Here is a 17,394-nt window from a genome sequence, read left to right as displayed (position 1 = left end):
ATGATGACGCTCACTCTGCACCGCCTGGACCTCGGTTCCGACGCCCAGGCGGCGGACTGCCTGACCAGCATCGACCCGCGCTCCGCCCTCCTGACGGCCACAGACCTCTCGGCGACGCGCGGCGACGGCGTCTTCGAGACGGTGGTCGTGGTCGACGGTGTCCCGCAGGCGCTCGACGCGCACCTCGACCGCTTCGAGCGGTCGGCCGCCATGCTCGACCTTCCTGCGCCGCGCCGCGACCTGTGGAGACTCGCCGTCCTGGCGGCAGCCGACGAGCTCCGCGAGCACACCGCGCGGGGAGCCGTGAAGTTCGTGATGTCGCGAGGCGACGAGGCGGGGGAGGCCGTCGTGCCGGTGCCGACCGGCTGGGCCATCGGTTTCGCCCCGGACAGCCGCCCGGGAGGAACGACTCCGGAGGTGGATGTTGTGCTGCTCGACCGCGGCTACCGACACGACGTCGCGCAGACGTCCCCGTGGCTGCTGCAGGGCGCGAAGACCCTCTCGTATGCGGTCAACATGGCCGCCCTGCGCGAGGCCAGACGCCGCGGAGCCCAGGATGTGATCTTCGTCAGCAGCGACGGCTACGTTCTCGAAGGCCCGAACTCCACGGTCATCGCCAGGATCGGAGGTGTCTACGTGACGCCGCCCGCCGAGCTGGGGGTGCTGCCGGGCACCACGCAGGCCGACGTCTTCTCTGCGCTGTCGTCCGGGGGCGATCCGGTCGAGACCCGCGTCATCGACGTCGCAGAGCTCCGCGCGGCCGACGCCGTCTGGCTGTGTTCCAGCACGCGCGGCGCCGCCCCCGTGCGCTCCCTCGACGGCACTCCGGTGCCCGTCGACGCGCACGCCACCGACCGGATGAACGACGCACTGAACGAGCGGACGGCATGACAGCGAAGATCCCCGTCGTCGACGGCCACAACGACCTCGCCTGGGCTCGTCGCGAGCACCACGGATACACGGTCGCCGCACTGGATGCGTCCTGCCCCGACCTCCACACCGACCTCCCACGCCTCGCGGCCGGCGGGGTCGGCGGCCAGTTCTGGTCGGTCTGGGTCGACCCTGTGCTGCAGGGGGCGGAGCAGGTGACCGCGACGCTGGAGCAGATCGACTTCGTCCACCGGCTGGTGCAGGCCTATCCGGAGCAGCTGCGGTTCGCGCGCACGGCGGACGACGTGCGCGCGGCGATGGCCGATGGCCGCATCGCGTCGCTGATCGGCGTGGAGGGCGGCGACCAGTTCAACGGTTCGCTGGCGGTTCTCCGGCAGTTCGCCCGCCTCGGGGCACGGTACGTCACGCTGACGTGGTCGCGCACGACGGACTGGGCGGACTCCGCCACCGACGAGGCGCGCCACGGCGGCCTGACCGATTTCGGTCGTGAGGTGGTGCGCGAGATGAACCGCATCGGTGTGGTGGTCGATCTCGCGCACGTCGCGCCATCCACGATGCGCGACGCCCTGGCGGTCTCCACGCGCCCGGTCATGGTGAGCCATTCCTGTGCGCTCGCGCTGTGCGACCATCCGCGCAACGTTCCGGACGACGTGCTGGCCGCGATCGGCGCGGTCGGCGGTGTGGTGATGGTGGCGTTCGTCCCGTCGTTCCTGTCCCCGGCTCGCGCCGCGTGGGTGCGCGGCGGCGAGCAGGGGGAGGCGCCGCCGGTCGGCATCGCGGACGTCGCTGACCACATCGAGCATGTGCGCGACATCGCGGGCGTCCACGCGGTCGGCCTCGGCGCGGACTACGACGGCACCGATTCCATGCCGGCCGGACTCGGGGACGTCTCGCGCTACCAGGACCTCCTCGACGAGTTGCGCACGCGCGGCTGGTCGGAGCAAGAGCTCACGGCGCTGGCCCACGAGAACGTGTTGCGCGTGCTCGAAGCGTCCGACCCGGACCACCTCGCCTTCCTGGACGGTTCGGCGCCGCCCCCGCGGGCCGCTGCGCTGACCCCGGCAGTGGATGCAGCGGCGCGGGAAGCGACGGCGGTGGATGCAGCGGCGCGGGATGCGGCTGCGCGGGATGCGGCAGCTCGGGATGCGCAGCAACCGCGCGAACCGGATGCTGCCCCGCGGGTGCTCGTGGTCGTCAACGCGAAGGAGTCGGCTCCTCGCCGCCTCGGCCGGTGGCTCGAGGAGCAGGGCATCGTCGTCGAGCCGGTGCTCGGAACCGACGGTCTGCCGGAGAGCCTCGACGGGTACGCCGGGCTCGTGATGCTCGGTGGTGGCCTGATGCCCGACGACGATGCGCGCGCTCCGTGGCTCGCGCAGGAGCGCGCTCTCGCGCTCGAGGCCATCGACGCCGACCTGCCGACACTGGGCATCTGTCTCGGCGGTCAGATCCTCGCCCATGTCGCCGGCGGGGAGGTGCGCGCGGCCTTCGGGCCGAAGGAGCGAGGGGCGACGGTCATCTCGACCTCGGACGCCGGTCGCGCTGATCGCGTCATCGGCGGACTCGGCTCGTCGGCGCCGATGATCGAGAACCACCAGGACATGATCACGGAGCTGCCGCCCGCCGCTGTGCTGCTCGGGTCGAGCGACGCCGTGGACATTCAGGCGTTCCGGCTGGGCGAGCGCGTCTACGGGCTGCAGTTCCACCCGGAGGTCGGCGCGCACGACCTGCTGCGCTGGAAGGAGCCGACCACCCCGGCGCCGGGCGACCGCCCCGTGGCGGAGCTGATCGAGGAGGCGCGTGGCGTGGACGAGGAGAACACGCAGGCCAGTCACGCACTCGTCAGCGGCTTCGCCGACCACGTGCACAGCTTCGCGCGGGAGCGGACGGCCCGATGACCGGCGATGCCGAGGGCTCAGCGCTCGCCGACCTCGTCTCTCACGCCCGGGACGCGCTCGCCGCGCGACTCGACACGCCCACGCTGCGGCGGGCACCCGCATCCATTGCCGCTGTCGTGCACCGGGGCCGCGTCGTCGCCGTGAGCACGCACGGCCAGCCGCGCCGCGACGGTGCCGCGACCGCGGAGAGCACCGTCTTCCGGATCGCGTCGATGTCGAAGAGCTTCCTCGGGGCCACCGCCCTCGCGCTGCGCGACGACGGCCTGCTCGACCTGCACGCGCCGGCGACCGAGTACATCCCCGAACTCGCCGCTGCGCACGCGGGGGATGCATTGGTCACGCTCGACGCACTCCTGTCGAACCGGGCCGGCCTCGCCGAGGACAACGCGTGGGGGGACCGCCGGCTCGGCGCATCCCGAGCGGAACTGGCGGCCGTCGTCGCCGCCGGGCTGACGCCGTCCACCCAGCCGGGCACCGAGTACCAGTACTCCAACATCGGGATCTCGCTCATCGGCCGGGCCATCGAGGCCGTCACCGGGCGCGAGGTCGAGGCGGTGGTGCGCGAGCGGATGCTCGATCCGCTCGGACTCACAGACACCCGCGCCGCTGCCGACCTCTATCCGGCCGGCAGCGACCTCGCCGGCGGGTTCCGCACCTTCGACGACGGAGCGACGTTCGCGCCGGAACCATACGTCGGCTCCGGCGCGCTGGCCTGCATCGGCAGCCTGTTCAGCACCGTGCGGGACATCGCGGTGTGGGCAGGCTTCCTCGGCTCGGCGTTCGACGCCAAGACCGCCGACGCCGACGGCACCACCGTGCTGAGTGCGTCCTCCCGGCGGGAGCTGCAGACGGCGCGCACCCTGATCCCCATTGGAGCGCCCTCGGTCGGGCGCGAGCTCGACGGCCTCGGATACGGCTACGGCCTGGTGGTCGAGCACGACAGGCGCTTCGGCCGCATCGTGCAGCACGCCGGGGGTCTCCCCGGATTCTCGTCGCACATGCGCTGGCAGCCGGCCACCGGCATCGGCGTGGTCGTCTTCGGCAACTCGGACGCCTTCGGTGCCGGCCGCATCGCCACCGACGTCCTCACCGACGTGCTCACCCGTGTGGATGCGCCTGCGGCCGTCGTGCGCCCCTGGCCGGAGACACTGGATGCGGCCCGCCGGATCGACGAGCTCGTCGCCGCCGACCGTCCCCTCTCCGACGCGGCGGGCATTCTCGCCTCCAACGTGTTGCTGGATGTGCCGGAGAGCGTGCGCGCAGAACGGCTCGCTGCCGCGCTCGCCGAGGTCGGGCCCATCCGGGCGGACGCGGCGCCGTTCGCCGACCGCATCGTCGCCGCCGCCGATCGTTCGGCGCTTCGCTGGGTCGTCCCGTGCGAGCGCGGCGCCCTCGTGTGCGACGTGCACCTCGTCGGCCTGCGCGAGCCCGTCGTGCAGGAGTTCACGATCCAGGTGGCCGGGGAGGGTGGACGCAAGCCGCGCGACGAGGCCGCGCGCGTGACCGACCACCACCAGGTCGAACGGGAGGGTGCGCGATGACGGCGCAGCCCCGTCTCCGCCTCGCGGATCTCGGCGTCACCCTCGGCCCCCATCCCCGTGGGCGGCACAACGCGATCACCGATGTGCCCGGCGTCCTCGTCGGCCACTCCACCGTCCACACCGACCGGCTGAACACCGGCGTGACCGCGATCGTCCCCGAGGTCATCGGCGCTGACCGGCGGTGGATTCCCGCCGGTCTGGCCGTCGGGAACGGCTACGGCAAACTCGTCGGCGCGACACAGCTCCAGGAGCTCGGCGCCATCGAGACGCCCATCCTCCTCACCAGCACGCTCTCCGCGTACCGGGTCGCCGACGCCCTCCTCGGGCACATGCTGTCGCGACCCGGCTACGAGACGACCACGACCCTCAACCCCGTCGTCGGCGAGACGAACGACGGCTTCCTCTCCGACATCCGCTCCCGTCCCCTCGGAACGCAGCACGTCGAGGAGGCGCTCGCGTCGGCCACCTCCGGTCCCGTCGCCGAGGGCAGCGTCGGCGCCGGGTCGGGCACCGTCGCCCTCGGTTTCAAGGGCGGCATCGGCACCTCGTCCAGGACGGTGACTGTGGGAGACGCCCGGCACACCGTCGGCGCGGTCGTGCAATCGAACTTCAGCGGAACGCTCTCGATCGCGGGTGTCCCGATGCCGTCAGCAGAGCTCGTCCCCGGCCCGACCGCGGAGACCGTCGGCAACTCGTGCATGATCGTCGTCGCGACCGACGCGCCGCTCGACGCACGGCAGCTCGCCCGCGGCGCCCGGCGTGCCGTCTTCGCGATGCGGGGCGTGGGAGCCGATTTCGCCCAGGGCAGCGGCGACTACGCCATCGCGTTCTCCGTCGGCCAGGCCGCGCCGCCCGACGACGCCCTGCTCTCTCCGCTGTTCCAGGCGACGATGGATGCGGTCGAGGAGGCCCTCGTGAATTCCCTCCTCGCCGCGACCACGCAGTCCCACGCCGACGGCCACATCGCTCACGCCATCCCGCTGCCGGCGGTGCGCGAGCGGCTCGCCGCGGCCGGCGTCGTCCGCGTCATGGATTCGAACGTATAGAGTCTTCATAATCGGCGGGCTGCGACTGGCGACAACGGCCGGCAGCCCGCCGCTCTTCTTTCTGCCTCTCCGGCCCTCTCCCCTTTTCTCCCTCGTCGGGCCTCTCTTCTCGGCGCTCCGCGCATCCCGTTCTTGACGTCTTCACAACTATCTTTTATGGTTTATTTAGTTCTGAAGAAAAGGATGCAATGGCGCTCACATCTCCCTCACGCACCGACGTGAACCGCACGGCGATCCTGGCCCGCCTCGGCGGCCAGGGGCCGGCCTCTCGCGCCGACCTGGCGCGCATGCTCGGCGTCTCGCCCGCTCTCGTCACCCAGCTCACCCGCGACCTGCTCGCGGAGGGACTCATCGAGGAGCTCGACACCTCCACCTCGCAGGGCGGGGGACGCCCGGCCAGGATGCTCGGCGTCGTCGCCCGCACCGCCTGCGCCATCGGGGTCAAGGTGGTCGCCGATCACGTCGCGTTCGTGGAGGTGGGCATCGACGGCTCCGTGCTCCGCTCGGCCACCGAGCCGTTCGACGCGATGTCGCCGCTCGCGACCTCCGCGCTCATCGAACTCGCCCGCACCTTCATCGAGGCGGGAGGGGACAACCGGCTGCTCGGCATCGGCGTCGGCATCCCCGGCACTGTGGACGAGCAGGGGATCGGCGTCGTGGACTCCACCCAGCTGCGCTGGAACCAGGTGCCGCTCGGCGCGTCGCTCCGCCGGGCGCTCGACCTGCCCGTCGTCGTCGAGAACAACGTCAACGCGCTCAGCGTCGCCGAGCGGCTGTTCGGGCAGGGGCGCGACTGCGCCGACTTCCTGGTGGTCACCATCGGCACCGGCGTCGGGGCCGGCATCGTGTCCGGCGGCTCGATCCTGCGCGGCAGGGCCGGCGGAGCAGGCGACATCGGCCACATTCCCGTCGCGGAGGGCGGCCCGCTCTGCCAGTGCGGTAACCACGGCTGCCTCGAAGCGTTCGTGGGGGAGAGTGCGCTGGTCGCCACCGCCGTGCGGGACGGCGTCGTGAACGACGGCGCGGACATCCGGGATGTGCGCGAAGCAGCAGACGCCGGGAACGCCGCGGCCGTGCGCGTGTTCGACGACGCCGGCCGGCTGCTCGGGCGCACGCTCGCCGGTGTGGTGAACATGCTCGACCCCGAGCTCGTCGTGATCCTCGGCGAGGGCGTAGAGGCGTGGGACCACTGGTCGCCGTCGTTCGAGCCCGCACTGCGCGCATCCCTCGTCCCCGGCAAGCGCGGGGTCGAGGTGGCCGTCGAGACCTGGCAGGACGACCGCTGGGCGCAGGGCGCAGCGGCGCTCGTGCTCGCGACCCCGTTCGATACCCACGGGGTGGCGGGAGAGCAGGGACGCCTGATGCGCGAGCGTCTGGTGTCGAGCGCGGGGGTGCGGCCATGACCGTCTCGGGCATCAGCCCGGTCGGGGCGCCGCCGAGCGCATCCGGTGCTGCGAGCGGAGCAGACGGCCGGCGGGCCGCGCGCACCCCGTCCGGCGGGCGCGGAAGCAGCAGCCGCCCCGGTCGCCGGCCAGGCAGGAAGCGCCTCTCCTACTTCCTCATCGTCGCGATCTTCCTGCTGCCGAGCCTCATCCCGCTGCTGGCCTTCACCATCGGCCCGATGATCGCCGCCGCGTGGACGAGCTTCCACGAGTGGAACCTGATCGGCCCGATGAAGTGGGTCGGCTTCGACAACTACGCCACCCTCGTCAGCGACCCCGGCACGCAGCAGGCCTTCCTGCACACGCTCTACTACATCGTCGGCTACCTGCCGCTCGTCTACGTCGGCGGTCTGGGCCTGGCCCTCGCGCTCAACAGCAGGATCAAGGGGCGCGCGTTCCTCCGCGGCGTCTACTTCCTGCCGGTGGTCACCAGCTGGGTAGTCGTCGCGCTGGTCTGGCGCTGGCTGCTCAACCCCAGCGTCGGCATCGTCAACTGGGCGCTGTCGCTGATCGGGATCGACGGGCCCGGCTGGTGGGCGGACCCCGCCTGGTCGATGCCGTCGATCATCCTGGCCTCGGCGTGGAAGGACCTCGGCTTCGTCATGGTCATCCTGCTGGCCGGGCTGCAGACCATCAACCCCGACCTCTACGAAGCAGCGGAGATCGACGGCGCCGGATGGTGGCGGCGGCTGTTCAGCATCACCCTCCCGATGCTCTCCCCCTCCACCTTCTTCGTCATCGTGCTCTCCCTCATCAACGGCTTCCAGGTCTTCGACCAGGTGTTCGTGATGACGGGCGGCGGACCGAACAACTCGAGCCGCGTCGTGGTGCAGCAGGTCTACGACCTCACCTTCCGCTACGGGCAGGCCGGCATGGCGTCCGCGCTCTCCTGGCTGCTGTTCATCGTGATCCTGATCGTCACGCTCATCCAGTTCCTCGGCCAGAAGAAGTGGGTGAACTATGCGTAGTCCCGTCGCGAAAGTGTCGCTGTACACGGCCGTCATCCTGGGCGCGCTGATCATGGTGTTCCCGTTCGTCTGGACGATCGTCACGTCGATCAGCCCGGGCGCGAGCCTCACCAGCACGCCCAAGCTCATCCCGGACAACCCGTCGTTCGCGCCGTACGCCGAGCTGTTCCAGCGGGTGCCGTTCGGGCAGGTCATCGTCAACAGCCTGGTGATCGCCGTGGTGAGCACGCTGTTCCAGCTGGTCACCAGCTCGATGGCGGCGTACGTGTTCGCCCGGATGCCGTTCCGCGGCCGCGGTGCGATCTTCGTGCTCTACCTGGCGACCATGATGATCCCGTTCCAGGTGCTCATCGTGCCGCTGTTCGTGGAGATGAAGTCGCTCGGCCTCATCAACACGTATGCGGGCGCCATCCTGCCCACCGTCGCGTCGGCCTTCGGGGTGTTCCTGCTGCGGCAGGCGATCAGCACGGTCCCGTACGAGCTCGACCAGGCGGCCACGCTGGATGGGGCCGGCCACTTCCGGGTGTTCTTCCAGATCGTGCTCCCCCTGGTGCGCCCGGCGCTCGCCACGCTCGCGGTGTTCGGCTTCCTGAACACCTGGAACAGCTTCCTCTGGCCGCTCATCATCCTGCGCGACCCGCTGATGCAGACGCTCCCGGTGGCGCTGTCGAGCCTGCAGGGGCAGTACTCCACCCAGTGGGACGTGCTCATGGCCGGCTCGGTCGTCAGCATCATCCCGATGTTCGCGCTCTACCTCTTCGCCCAGAAGTACATCGTCCAGGGCGTCGCCGGCACCGGCCTGAAATAGCCGCGCCATCACCTCCATCACCACAGCAGCAGCATCCGCACCATCCGTATCAAAGGAGATAGCAAACACATGAACAAGAAACTCGCCGCGACCGCAGCACTCGCGGTCGCCGCCCTCGCCACCGTCGGGATGAGTGGATGCAGCGCATCCGGCTCCGACGGAGGGAAGACGACCATCACATACTCGAACTTCATCTCCAACGGCGGCAACGAGAAGAACCTCGCCACCATCGTGAGCGCGTTCGAGAAGGCCAACCCGGACATCACCGTCAAGGTGTCGACCACCGACTACGCCAACTACTTCACCAAGCTGCAGACCGACCTCTCGGCCGGTACGCAGTCCGACGTGTTCGACGTGGACCTCGGCAGCTACGGCAACCTGCAGGCGGACGGCGTGCTCGCGCCGCTCGACGGTGTGGATGCCAAGGCGTACCGCACCTCGGTGCTCGACACCTACAAGACGGACGGCAAGCAGTACGGCCTGCCCACCTCGTTCTCCAACGTGGTGCTCTTCTACAACAAGGACCTCTTCGACAAGGCGGGCGTCTCATACCCGACGGACTCGTGGACCTGGGCGGACGAGGAGGCTGCGGCCAAGAAGCTGACCGACAAGGCGGCCGGCGTCTGGGGCGACTATCAGCCGATCACGTACAACGAGTACTACAAGACCGTGCAGCAGGCCGGCGGGTCGTTCCTCACCAAGGACGGCAAGAAGTCGGCGTTCGACTCCGACGCCGGCACGAAGGCCGCGGACTGGCTCGCCGGCAAGAGCGGCGTGACCATGCCGTCCGCCGCCGACGGAGCAGGCACCCCGGACTTCGACTCCAACCTGTTCAAGGACGGCAAGCTCGCGATGTGGCACACCGGCATCTGGATGTTCAGCACCCTCGGGAAGCTGCCGTTCGGCTGGGACGTCGCGGTCGAGCCGGGTGACACCCAGAAGGCCAGCGCCACGTTCTCCAACGCGGTCGCCGTCTCCAACGACTCCAAGCACAAGGACGCAGCGCAGAAGTTCGCGACCTACCTGTCCAGCTCGAAGACGATGGTGGATGTGCGGCTCAAGGCGGGCTGGGAGCTCCCGGCCATCTCGGACGAGTCCCTGCTGAAGCCGTACCTCACCGCCGGCACCCCGGAGAACCGCAAGGCCGTGTTCGACTCGCTGGAGCACATCGCCACCGCGCCGAACCTGGGCTCCAACTCGCAGAAGATCCAGGACGACGTGACCAACGCGCTCGGCGAGATCGCGGCGGGCAGGTCCAAGACCGCCGACACCATCCCGGCGACGGCGAAGCAGGTCGACGCGCTGCTCAAGTAGCAGCGCACCGCCAGAGCGGCCCGGCCGGGCACCCCCACCCCGGCCGGGCCGCCCATCGCGGACCGTCGACCACGGACGCCGACCACGAACACCGAGTCACGGACACACCAGAAAGGCCGTCGTGCCCACCACCTTCACCCCGCAGACCGCGCTCGCCGGGATCGCGGACCTCGCCGCCTCCGGCCACCGCCTGATCGCGGCGCTGCAGACGCCGGAAGGCGCATACCCGGCGAGTCCCACGTTCTCCGCATACGCCGGATACTGCTGGTTCCGCGACGGATCGTTCATCGCGGATGGCGTCTCCTCCTACGGCGACGAGGCATCGGCGACGGCCTTCTTCGACTGGTGCGCGCGGGTGCTCACGGCGCGGGCGGACCACATCCACTGGATCGTCAACGAGACCAGGGCAGGACGACCGCCGGCCGGGGAGCACATGCTTCCCGCGCGGTTCACGTACGACGGCCAGGACGGCACCGACGAGTGGTGGGACTTCCAGCTCGACGGTTACGGCACCTGGCTGTGGGCGCTCGTCGCCCACGCCGAGCGGCACGGCGTCGACCTCTCCGGCTGGCGCGAAGCGGCCGAGCTGACGGTCGACTACCTCACCAGCTCCTGGGACCGCCCGTGCTACGACTGGTGGGAGGAGCACAGCGAGTCCGTGCACGTCTCCACGCTGGCCTGCGTCTCGGCCGGGTTGGACGCCGCGGTGCGCGCCGGCCTGGTGAGCGGCACGCGCGCCGAGGAGGCGACGGCCGCATCCCGGGCCATCCGCGAGGTCGTCGCTGAGCGGGGCGTGCGCGACGGCCACCTGACCAAATGGCTCGGCGTCGCCACCGTCGACGGCAGCCTTGCAGCAGCCATCGCCCCGCTCGGGATGCTGGACGCGCGCTCGGCGCTCGCCGCTGCAACCATCGACGCCCTGGAGCGGCAGCTCACGGTCGACGGCGGCGTGCACCGCTACCTCGGCGACACCTTCTACGGCGGAGGCCGCTGGCCCATCCTCAGCTGCTTCCTCGGCCTGGCGCACGCCGCGGCGGGCGAGCGGGAGCGCGCGGCGGAACTGCTCGCGTGGGCGGCATCGACGGCCACCGCCGACCTCGACCTCCCCGAGCAGGTCGACGGCCACCTGATCGCCCCCGGCATGCGCCAGGAGTGGCTCGACCGCTGGGGCGCCGTCGCCACCCCGCTGCTGTGGAGCCACGCCATGCTCATCCGTCTCGCCGTCGAACTCGACCCGACTCTCACCTCGCTTACGTCGCTCACGTCGCTCCCGGAAGGACCCACCCGATGATCCGCCACCGCCCGTCCGGCTCCGGCCACCCGTACTCGATCGACACCGAGCAGCGCTCGCCGGTCATCCCCGAGGCCGGCTCGACCGCCGTGCTCGGCGTGCGCGCCAGTGGGATGGTGGATGCGGTCGCCGTCGAGTTCGCCTGGCGGCCGGATGCGGGCCTGGATGCGGATGCTGGCACGCCCGAGTCGCTCGTGCTCCCGCTCGCCCGCGTCGCCAGCTCCTCCCGCGGACGCACCGAGGACGGCGGCCACCTCGCCTCCGCGCAGGCCAGGCTCGCCCGAGCGGTCGGTGGCTGGCAGGTCGAGACCCCGCCGCTCCGGTTCGGCGGCGCATACCGCTACCGCTTCACGGCCACGCACACCGACGGCCGCAGCGAGCGCACGCGCTGGTTCTCGTTCCGCGCGGCGCAGTGGCAGCCGGTGGATGCGGGGGCGGTAGCGACCGCATCCGGCGCATCCGGTGCATCCCGCGTCGTCCCCGGCTCGGTCTCCGTGCTGCACGACGGCGAGCGGGCGACGCGCATCCGGTTCGCGCTCCCGCTGGCCGACGGCGAGCACGTCACCGGTTTCGGCGAGCGCTACGACGCGCTCGACCACCGCGGCGCCGAACTCGACTCCGTGGTGTTCGAGCAGTACAAGAACCAGGGCGCGGAGCGGAAGACCTACCTGCCCATGCCGTTCGCGCACGTCGTGGGCGGCGATGGATGGGGTTTCCACGTCCGCACGTCCCGTCGCGTCTGGTTCGACGTCGGCGCATCCACCCCCTCCGAGCTGCGGGTCGAGGCCGAGCTCGACGCCCCGGTCGACGCATCCGGTCCCTCCGGCGACCTGCTCTCCGTCGCTTTCTTCGACGGATCCCCGACGGACGTGCTGCGCGGCTTCCTCGCCGAGGCCGGCACCCCGGTCGAGCTGCCCGACTGGGTGTTCCGGCTGTGGGCGAGCGGCAACGAGTGGAACACGCAGGCCGAGGTCATGCGCCAGGCCGACCTGCACCGCGAGCACGACATCCCCGTCGGCTCCGTGGTGATCGAGGCGTGGAGCGACGAGAGCACGTTCACCGCGTTCCGGGATGCGCGCGCCGCCGTCACCGAGGACGGCGCGCCGCACCGCCTCGCCGACTTCGAGTTCCCCGAGGACGGCGCGTGGCCGGACCCGAAGGGCATGACGGACGAACTGCACGCCAGGGACATCCGGCTGCACCTGTGGCAGATCCCGCTCATCAAGATGCGCCCGCACCCCCGCGACCAGGTCGCCGCGGACGCCGCAGCGGCGATCAGGGAGAACGTGCTCATCCGGGAGGAGGCCCCGGACGGCAGCCTGCGTCCGTACCGCAACCGCGGCTGGTGGTTCCCGCTCGGCCTGATGCCCGACCTCACCGACGAGCGCGCAGCGCGCTGGTGGACGGAGAAGCGCCGCTACCTCGTCGAGGAGGTCGGCATCGACGGCTTCAAGACGGACGGTGGAGAGCATGCCTGGGGCAGCGACCTCGTCTACCTCGACGGCAGGCGCGGCGACGAGAAGAACAACACCTTCCCCGTCGCGTACGCCGCGGCGTACGGCGACCTGCTCCGCTCGGCGGGCAAGGCGCCCGTGACGTTCAGCCGCGCGGGCTTCACCGGCTCGCAGGCGCACGGCGCGTTCTGGGCGGGCGACGAGAACTCGACCTGGGAGGCGTTCCGCTGGTCGATGCTCGCCGGACTCTCCGCCGCCGCGAGCGGCATCGTCTACTGGGGCTGGGACCTGGCCGGCTTCTCCGGCGACGTGCCCTCCTCGGAGCTGTTCCTCCGCTCGGTCGCCGCCGCGACGTTCGTGCCGATCATGCAGTACCACTCCGAGTTCAACCACCATCGCACGCCGTCGCGCGACCGCACGCCGTGGAACATCCAGGAGCGTTCGGGCGACGACCGCGTCATCCCGGTGTTCCGCCGGTACGCGAAGCTGCGCGAACGTCTCGTGCCATACCTGGCGGAGCAGGCGGCGATCACGGTCGCGACCGCCCGCCCGCTGATGCGCCCGCTCTACTTCGACCACCCGGCCGACCCGGCCGTCTGGTCGACGGAGCCGCAGTGGATGCTCGGAGACGACCTCCTCGTCGCCCCCGTGCTGTCCGAGGGCGCGACCAGCTGGCCGGTCTACCTCCCTGCCGGTTCGTGGGTGGACGCCTGGACGGGCGAGCAGTTCGCGGGAGGCGCGACCGTCACGGTGGACACCCCGCTCGACGCGATCCCGGTGTTCGTCCGCGCGGAGGCCGCGGGGCGCATGCTGCCGGTGTTCGCCGCAGACGATGACGCCGCCGAGGACTGAGCTCATGAATTCTGGCGTCGTCTCGGCGTTCGAGGACTTCATCGACCGCCTGCGCGCGTGGGCGGAGGCGGAGCCCGACGTGATCGGCTTCGTCGGCATGGGTTCAACGGCCGACCGCCGGCGGGTCGACGAGTGGTCGGATCACGACTTCGCGATCGTGACCGTGCCCGGCGCGCAGGAGCGCTTCCGCACCGACCTCACCTGGCTGCCGGATCATGGGCGCCTGGTCGCGGTCGGGCGGGAACACCACGACGGCTTCAAGGCGCTCTACGACGACGGCCACGTGCTCGAGTTCGCCGTGGTCGACGAGAGCGAGCTGCGCACGTTCTCCGCGAACGCGTCCGAGGTTTTCTGGGACGGCGGCCAGGTGAGACAGTGGATGCGTGAGGTCACCACCGCGACCGTGCCGCGCATCCACACCTCCGGTGCCGCCGCCGCTGCGGTCTTCCTGGTGCAGCTGCTGGTCGGTGTCGGCCGCACCCGCCGCGGCGAACTGCTCAGCGGGGCCCACGTCATCCGGGAGGAGGCGGAGGGGACGCTCATCGACCTGATCACCGAGCGCGTGCCCGCCAGCGCCGCCACGCGCGACAACCTGGATGCGCGCCGTCGCTTCGAGCAGTCGTACCCACGCGAGGCGCACCGGATCGCCGCGGCGCTCGCCGCCGACCCGGAGACGGCGGCGCGCACCATGCTCGACCTCGCCGACGACCTGCTCGCCCCGGGCTGGCCCGACTACCCGGCCGCCGGCTCCGCCGCGGTCCGTCGCCGCCTCGGCTGGCTCGATCGCCCCTGAGCCGCGAGATGCCGGTAACTGCGGCGCATCCCGGGCGTTTCGCGACAGTTACTGGTGTTTCGCGGCCTCGACGATGCTCGCGCAGGAGTCGCTCGGGCGGCGGGAGGGGTCGATCGCGGTCACCAGGGTGGTCGAGATCGCGGCCAGCTGCTCGACCTGGTCCGCCGTCAGTGCTCCGAGCAGCGTCGAGCGGACGGTGTCGAGGTGGCCGGGGGATGCATCCCGCACGAAGTCCTCGCCGGCGGGCGTGAGGACCGCGTTGGTCGCGCGACCGTCCTCCTCGCACGGCTGGCGGCGGATCAGCCCGCGCGCTTCGAGGCGGCTGGCGACGTGGCTCAACCGCGACATGGATGCGTTGGTCGCCGTCGCGAGCGCGCTCAACCGCATCCGGTGGTTGGGTGCCTCGGCCAGGCGGGAGAGCACGAAGAACTCGTAGTGCGTGGCGGCGGAGTCGCGGCTGAGCTGCGTGTCGAGCGCACCGGGGAGGAGCTGGACGAGCGCGAGGAGGCCGAGCCACGCGTCCTTCTCGCGTCCCTCGAGTGCCTCGGCGTCTGTCATGACCACCACTCTAGCAAAGTAGTTGACACTTCAACTAAATCCGAGTAATAGTTGAAGCATCAACTAAATCGGCTTCGGCCGGAAGGAGCATCATGACCTCGGTGAGCATCATCGGAAACGGCAACATGGCCAAGGCGATCGGCGGCGTCGTCGCCGACGGCGGAAGCACGGTCGAGTACCTCGGCCGCACCGGCAGTGCAGTGAACGGCGACATCGTCGTCCTCGCCGTGCCGTATCCGGAGGTCGACAACGTGATCGCCCAGTACGGCGACGCCCTCGCAGGCAAGACGGTCGTCGACATCACCAACCCGCTCGACTTCGCCACCTTCGACGGCCTCGTGGTCCCCGCCGACGGCTCGGCCGCTGCGGTCATCGCCGCCAAGCTGCCCGGCTCGAAGGTCGTCAAGGCGTTCAACACGACGTTCGCGGCCACCCTCGCGAGCAAGAAGGTCGGCGACGTGCAAACCACCGTCCTCATCGCGGGAGACGACGACGCGGCCAAGGCCGAGCTCGCCGCCGCCATCACCGCCGGAGGCGTGAAGGCCGTCGACGCCGGCTCGCTCAAGCGCGCCCGCGAGCTCGAAGCCCTCGGCTTCCTGCAGCTGACGCTCGCCGTCGGCGAGCAGATCGCCTGGACGGGCGGCTTCGCCCTGCAGGCGTAACCGCCGCTCCGCGCCGCGAGACACCAGTAACTGCGCCGCATCCCGGGAGTTTCGCGACAGTTACTGGTGTTTCGCGGCCGTGGTCCCGACCGCAGCCTCGACCACGCGGCCGTCGACCACGGTGACCAGCTCGTCCAGTGCGCCGCTGTGCCCCAGGTCGTGCGTCACCAGCAGGGTCGCCGTGTCCCGTTCGCGGCTGAGGCGCCCGATGAGGTCCATGATCGCCGCGCCGCGCTCCTGGTCGAGCGCGCTGGTCGGCTCGTCCACGAGCAGCACCCGCGGCTCCCGCACGAGCGCCCGCGCGATCGCGACCCGCTGCCGCTGCCCGCCGGACAGCTGCGCGGGGCGCCGGTCGGCCTGGCCGGACAGGCCCACCGCGTCGAGCAGGTCGTCCACCCGCGCCCGCACCGCACGCCGCAGCCCGCGCGACGGCCGGTCGCCGAGCTCGCCCATCACCTGCAGCTGTTCGCGGGCGGTGAGCGACGGCAGCAGGTTCGACTGCTGGAACACGATGCCGATGCGCGACCGCCGCAGCGCCGTGGCCTCCGTGCGCGACAGCCCGGCCGCATCCACCCCGTCGATCAGCACGCGACCGGAGTCCGGACGGATGAGCGTGCCGGCGATGGCCAGGATGCTCGACTTGCCGGAGCCCGACGGGCCGGTGATCCCGGTGACGCGGCCGGCGCGGCCGTGCAGGGTGACCGCATCCACGGCCGTCACGCGGGATGCGCCGTCCGGGAAGGTGAGGGTGACGTTGTCGAGGGTGATCACCTGTTGCTCCCGAGTGCGGTGAGGGGATCCGCCGAGGTGACGGTCCGGAGGGCGACGGCCGCGCCGGCGAGACCGAGAACGGCCATCGCCCCGGCGGGCACGAGAGTGGTGAGCGGGCTGATCAGGAACGGCAGCGCCCCGCCGGCGATGGTGCCGAGCCCGACAACGGCGGCGAGTCCGATGCCGATCCCTGCCACGAGCACAACCAGTGCCTGCCCGAGCGCGTCGCGCACCAGGGAGCCGGTCGTCCCGCCGAGGGCCTTGAGCACGGCGATGTCGCCGGAGCGCTGCATCGTCCACACAGTGAAGAACGCGCCGACCACCAGGGCCGAGATGCCGAACAGCATCACCACCATGAGCGCCAGCGAGCCGATCTCCGACTTGAAGGTCTCCAGCGCGGTCAGACTGGCGAGCGGCGCGAGCGCGACGGTCCCCGTCGACCGGCCCACGGCATCCCAGTCGGGGTCGCCGGTCACCGCCAGGACCGTGGATGCGCCGCTCCCGCCCATCCGCTTCTCCGCCTCGGCCGCCGCGCTGCTCGTCAGAGCGACCACCGGGGTGTGGCTGTACCAGAGGTCGCCGCCGATCGACGCGACCCGGTATGCGGTGCCCGCGATGCTCACCCGATCGCCCACGCGGGCGGACAGGTCGGCGGCGGCTCCGGTCGACAAGCCGACCTCGTCGTCGTTCGCGGGGACCAGGCTGCGCAGTGAGGAACCGTCCGGTGAATCGCCGGCGGGCATCCCGAAGAGGGCCACGCCGGTGGTTGTCCCGCCGGTCCCGCCGGCCGTCGCCCGTCCCTGCACGATGCTCACCGGCAGCGCCTCGCGCACCCCCGGCGCGCTCCGCCAGGCCTCCACCGTCCGTTCGGACAGCTCGGACTCCGAGAATCCCGCCGTCTTCCCGTCCGTCTGCTGCAGCACCAGCCTGTTTCCCGGCAGGTCGAGCACCGCGGACACGTTCTGGAACGCCAGCCCGCCGGTCAGCCCGGCCAGGAACCCGACGAGGACGGTGATGAGCGCGACGACGGCGCCGATCAGGATGAAGCGGCCTCTGGCGAACCGCAGGTCGCGCCATGCGACGAACACGGTGTCTCCTTTCCGGCCGG

At 71.1% G+C, this 17,394-nt stretch carries 15 protein-coding genes; 12 read left to right on the top strand and 3 right to left on the bottom strand.

The features are described from left to right. The 11 genes from HF024_RS18545 (at window position 1) to HF024_RS18490 (ending at window position 14,295) form a co-directional block, all read left to right on the top strand. Window positions 1-891 carry an aminodeoxychorismate lyase gene (locus HF024_RS18545; RefSeq protein ID WP_168690584.1) on the top strand — a complete coding sequence of 297 codons (891 nt, stop codon included), beginning with the start codon at window positions 1-3 and terminating at the stop codon, window positions 889-891. Beyond that, window positions 888-2,786 carry a membrane dipeptidase gene (locus HF024_RS20055; protein WP_348770466.1) on the top strand — a complete coding sequence of 633 codons (1,899 nt, stop codon included), beginning with the start codon at window positions 888-890 and terminating at the stop codon, window positions 2,784-2,786. The genes HF024_RS18545 and HF024_RS20055 overlap by 4 nt, the downstream gene beginning before the upstream one ends. Continuing rightward, window positions 2,783-4,327 carry a serine hydrolase domain-containing protein gene (locus HF024_RS18530; protein ID WP_168690583.1) on the top strand — a complete coding sequence of 515 codons (1,545 nt, stop codon included), beginning with the start codon at window positions 2,783-2,785 and terminating at the stop codon, window positions 4,325-4,327. The genes HF024_RS20055 and HF024_RS18530 overlap by 4 nt, the downstream gene beginning before the upstream one ends. Beyond that, window positions 4,324-5,373 carry a P1 family peptidase gene (locus tag HF024_RS18525; protein WP_168690582.1) on the top strand — a complete coding sequence of 350 codons (1,050 nt, stop codon included), beginning with the start codon at window positions 4,324-4,326 and terminating at the stop codon, window positions 5,371-5,373. The genes HF024_RS18530 and HF024_RS18525 overlap by 4 nt, the downstream gene beginning before the upstream one ends. A gap of 188 nt (window positions 5,374-5,561) precedes the next feature. Beyond that, window positions 5,562-6,776, top strand: a complete 1,215-nt coding sequence (locus HF024_RS18520) for an ROK family transcriptional regulator (RefSeq protein WP_168690581.1) — start codon at window positions 5,562-5,564, stop codon at window positions 6,774-6,776. After that, window positions 6,773-7,783, top strand: coding sequence for a sugar ABC transporter permease (locus tag HF024_RS18515; RefSeq protein WP_168690580.1), 1,011 nt, complete (start codon window positions 6,773-6,775; stop codon window positions 7,781-7,783). Before HF024_RS18520 ends, HF024_RS18515 begins: the two co-directional genes overlap by 4 nt. Further along, on the top strand, window positions 7,776-8,591 hold the full coding sequence (locus HF024_RS18510) for a carbohydrate ABC transporter permease (RefSeq protein ID WP_168690579.1): 816 nt from the start codon (window positions 7,776-7,778) through the stop codon (window positions 8,589-8,591). Before HF024_RS18515 ends, HF024_RS18510 begins: the two co-directional genes overlap by 8 nt. Window positions 8,592-8,660: 69 nt before the next feature. Beyond that, window positions 8,661-9,905 carry a sugar ABC transporter substrate-binding protein gene (locus tag HF024_RS18505; RefSeq protein ID WP_085368340.1) on the top strand — a complete coding sequence of 415 codons (1,245 nt, stop codon included), beginning with the start codon at window positions 8,661-8,663 and terminating at the stop codon, window positions 9,903-9,905. A gap of 121 nt (window positions 9,906-10,026) precedes the next feature. Next, on the top strand, window positions 10,027-11,196 hold the full coding sequence (locus tag HF024_RS18500; RefSeq protein WP_168690578.1) for a glycoside hydrolase family 15 protein: 1,170 nt from the start codon (window positions 10,027-10,029) through the stop codon (window positions 11,194-11,196). Further along, window positions 11,193-13,502, top strand: coding sequence for a TIM-barrel domain-containing protein (locus tag HF024_RS18495; RefSeq protein ID WP_168690577.1), 2,310 nt, complete (start codon window positions 11,193-11,195; stop codon window positions 13,500-13,502). The genes HF024_RS18500 and HF024_RS18495 overlap by 4 nt, the downstream gene beginning before the upstream one ends. Before the next feature lie 4 nt (window positions 13,503-13,506). Beyond that, window positions 13,507-14,295: a hypothetical protein gene (locus HF024_RS18490; protein ID WP_168690576.1), complete on the top strand. Its 789-nt coding sequence runs from the start codon at window positions 13,507-13,509 to the stop codon at window positions 14,293-14,295. Between the two features lie 48 nt (window positions 14,296-14,343). On the opposite strand, the gene HF024_RS18485 is transcribed toward HF024_RS18490, so the two are convergent. After that, window positions 14,344-14,853 (bottom strand): MarR family transcriptional regulator, encoded by a 510-nt coding sequence (locus HF024_RS18485; protein ID WP_168690575.1) that lies wholly within the window; start codon window positions 14,851-14,853, stop codon window positions 14,344-14,346. A gap of 92 nt (window positions 14,854-14,945) precedes the next feature. On the opposite strand from HF024_RS18485, the gene HF024_RS18480 reads away from it, so the two are divergent. Continuing rightward, a complete protein-coding gene (locus tag HF024_RS18480) occupies window positions 14,946-15,515 on the top strand; it encodes an NAD(P)-binding domain-containing protein (protein ID WP_168690574.1) in 570 nt (189 codons plus the stop codon). A gap of 60 nt (window positions 15,516-15,575) precedes the next feature. On the opposite strand, the gene HF024_RS18475 is transcribed toward HF024_RS18480, so the two are convergent. Together HF024_RS18475 and HF024_RS18470 are read right to left on the bottom strand one after the other, a co-directional pair. Continuing rightward, window positions 15,576-16,286 (bottom strand): ABC transporter ATP-binding protein, encoded by a 711-nt coding sequence (locus HF024_RS18475; protein WP_168690573.1) that lies wholly within the window; start codon window positions 16,284-16,286, stop codon window positions 15,576-15,578. Beyond that, a complete protein-coding gene (locus HF024_RS18470; RefSeq protein ID WP_168690572.1) occupies window positions 16,283-17,374 on the bottom strand; it encodes an ABC transporter permease in 1,092 nt (363 codons plus the stop codon). Before HF024_RS18470 ends, HF024_RS18475 begins: the two co-directional genes overlap by 4 nt. Between the last annotated feature and the right edge of the window lie 20 nt (window positions 17,375-17,394).

It is taken from the genome of Leifsonia sp. PS1209 (assembly GCF_012317045.1).
Taxonomy (GTDB): domain Bacteria; phylum Actinomycetota; class Actinomycetes; order Actinomycetales; family Microbacteriaceae; genus Leifsonia.
Note: the sequence above shows the minus strand (reverse complement) of the source record. Positions and strands in the feature narration are given on the sequence as shown.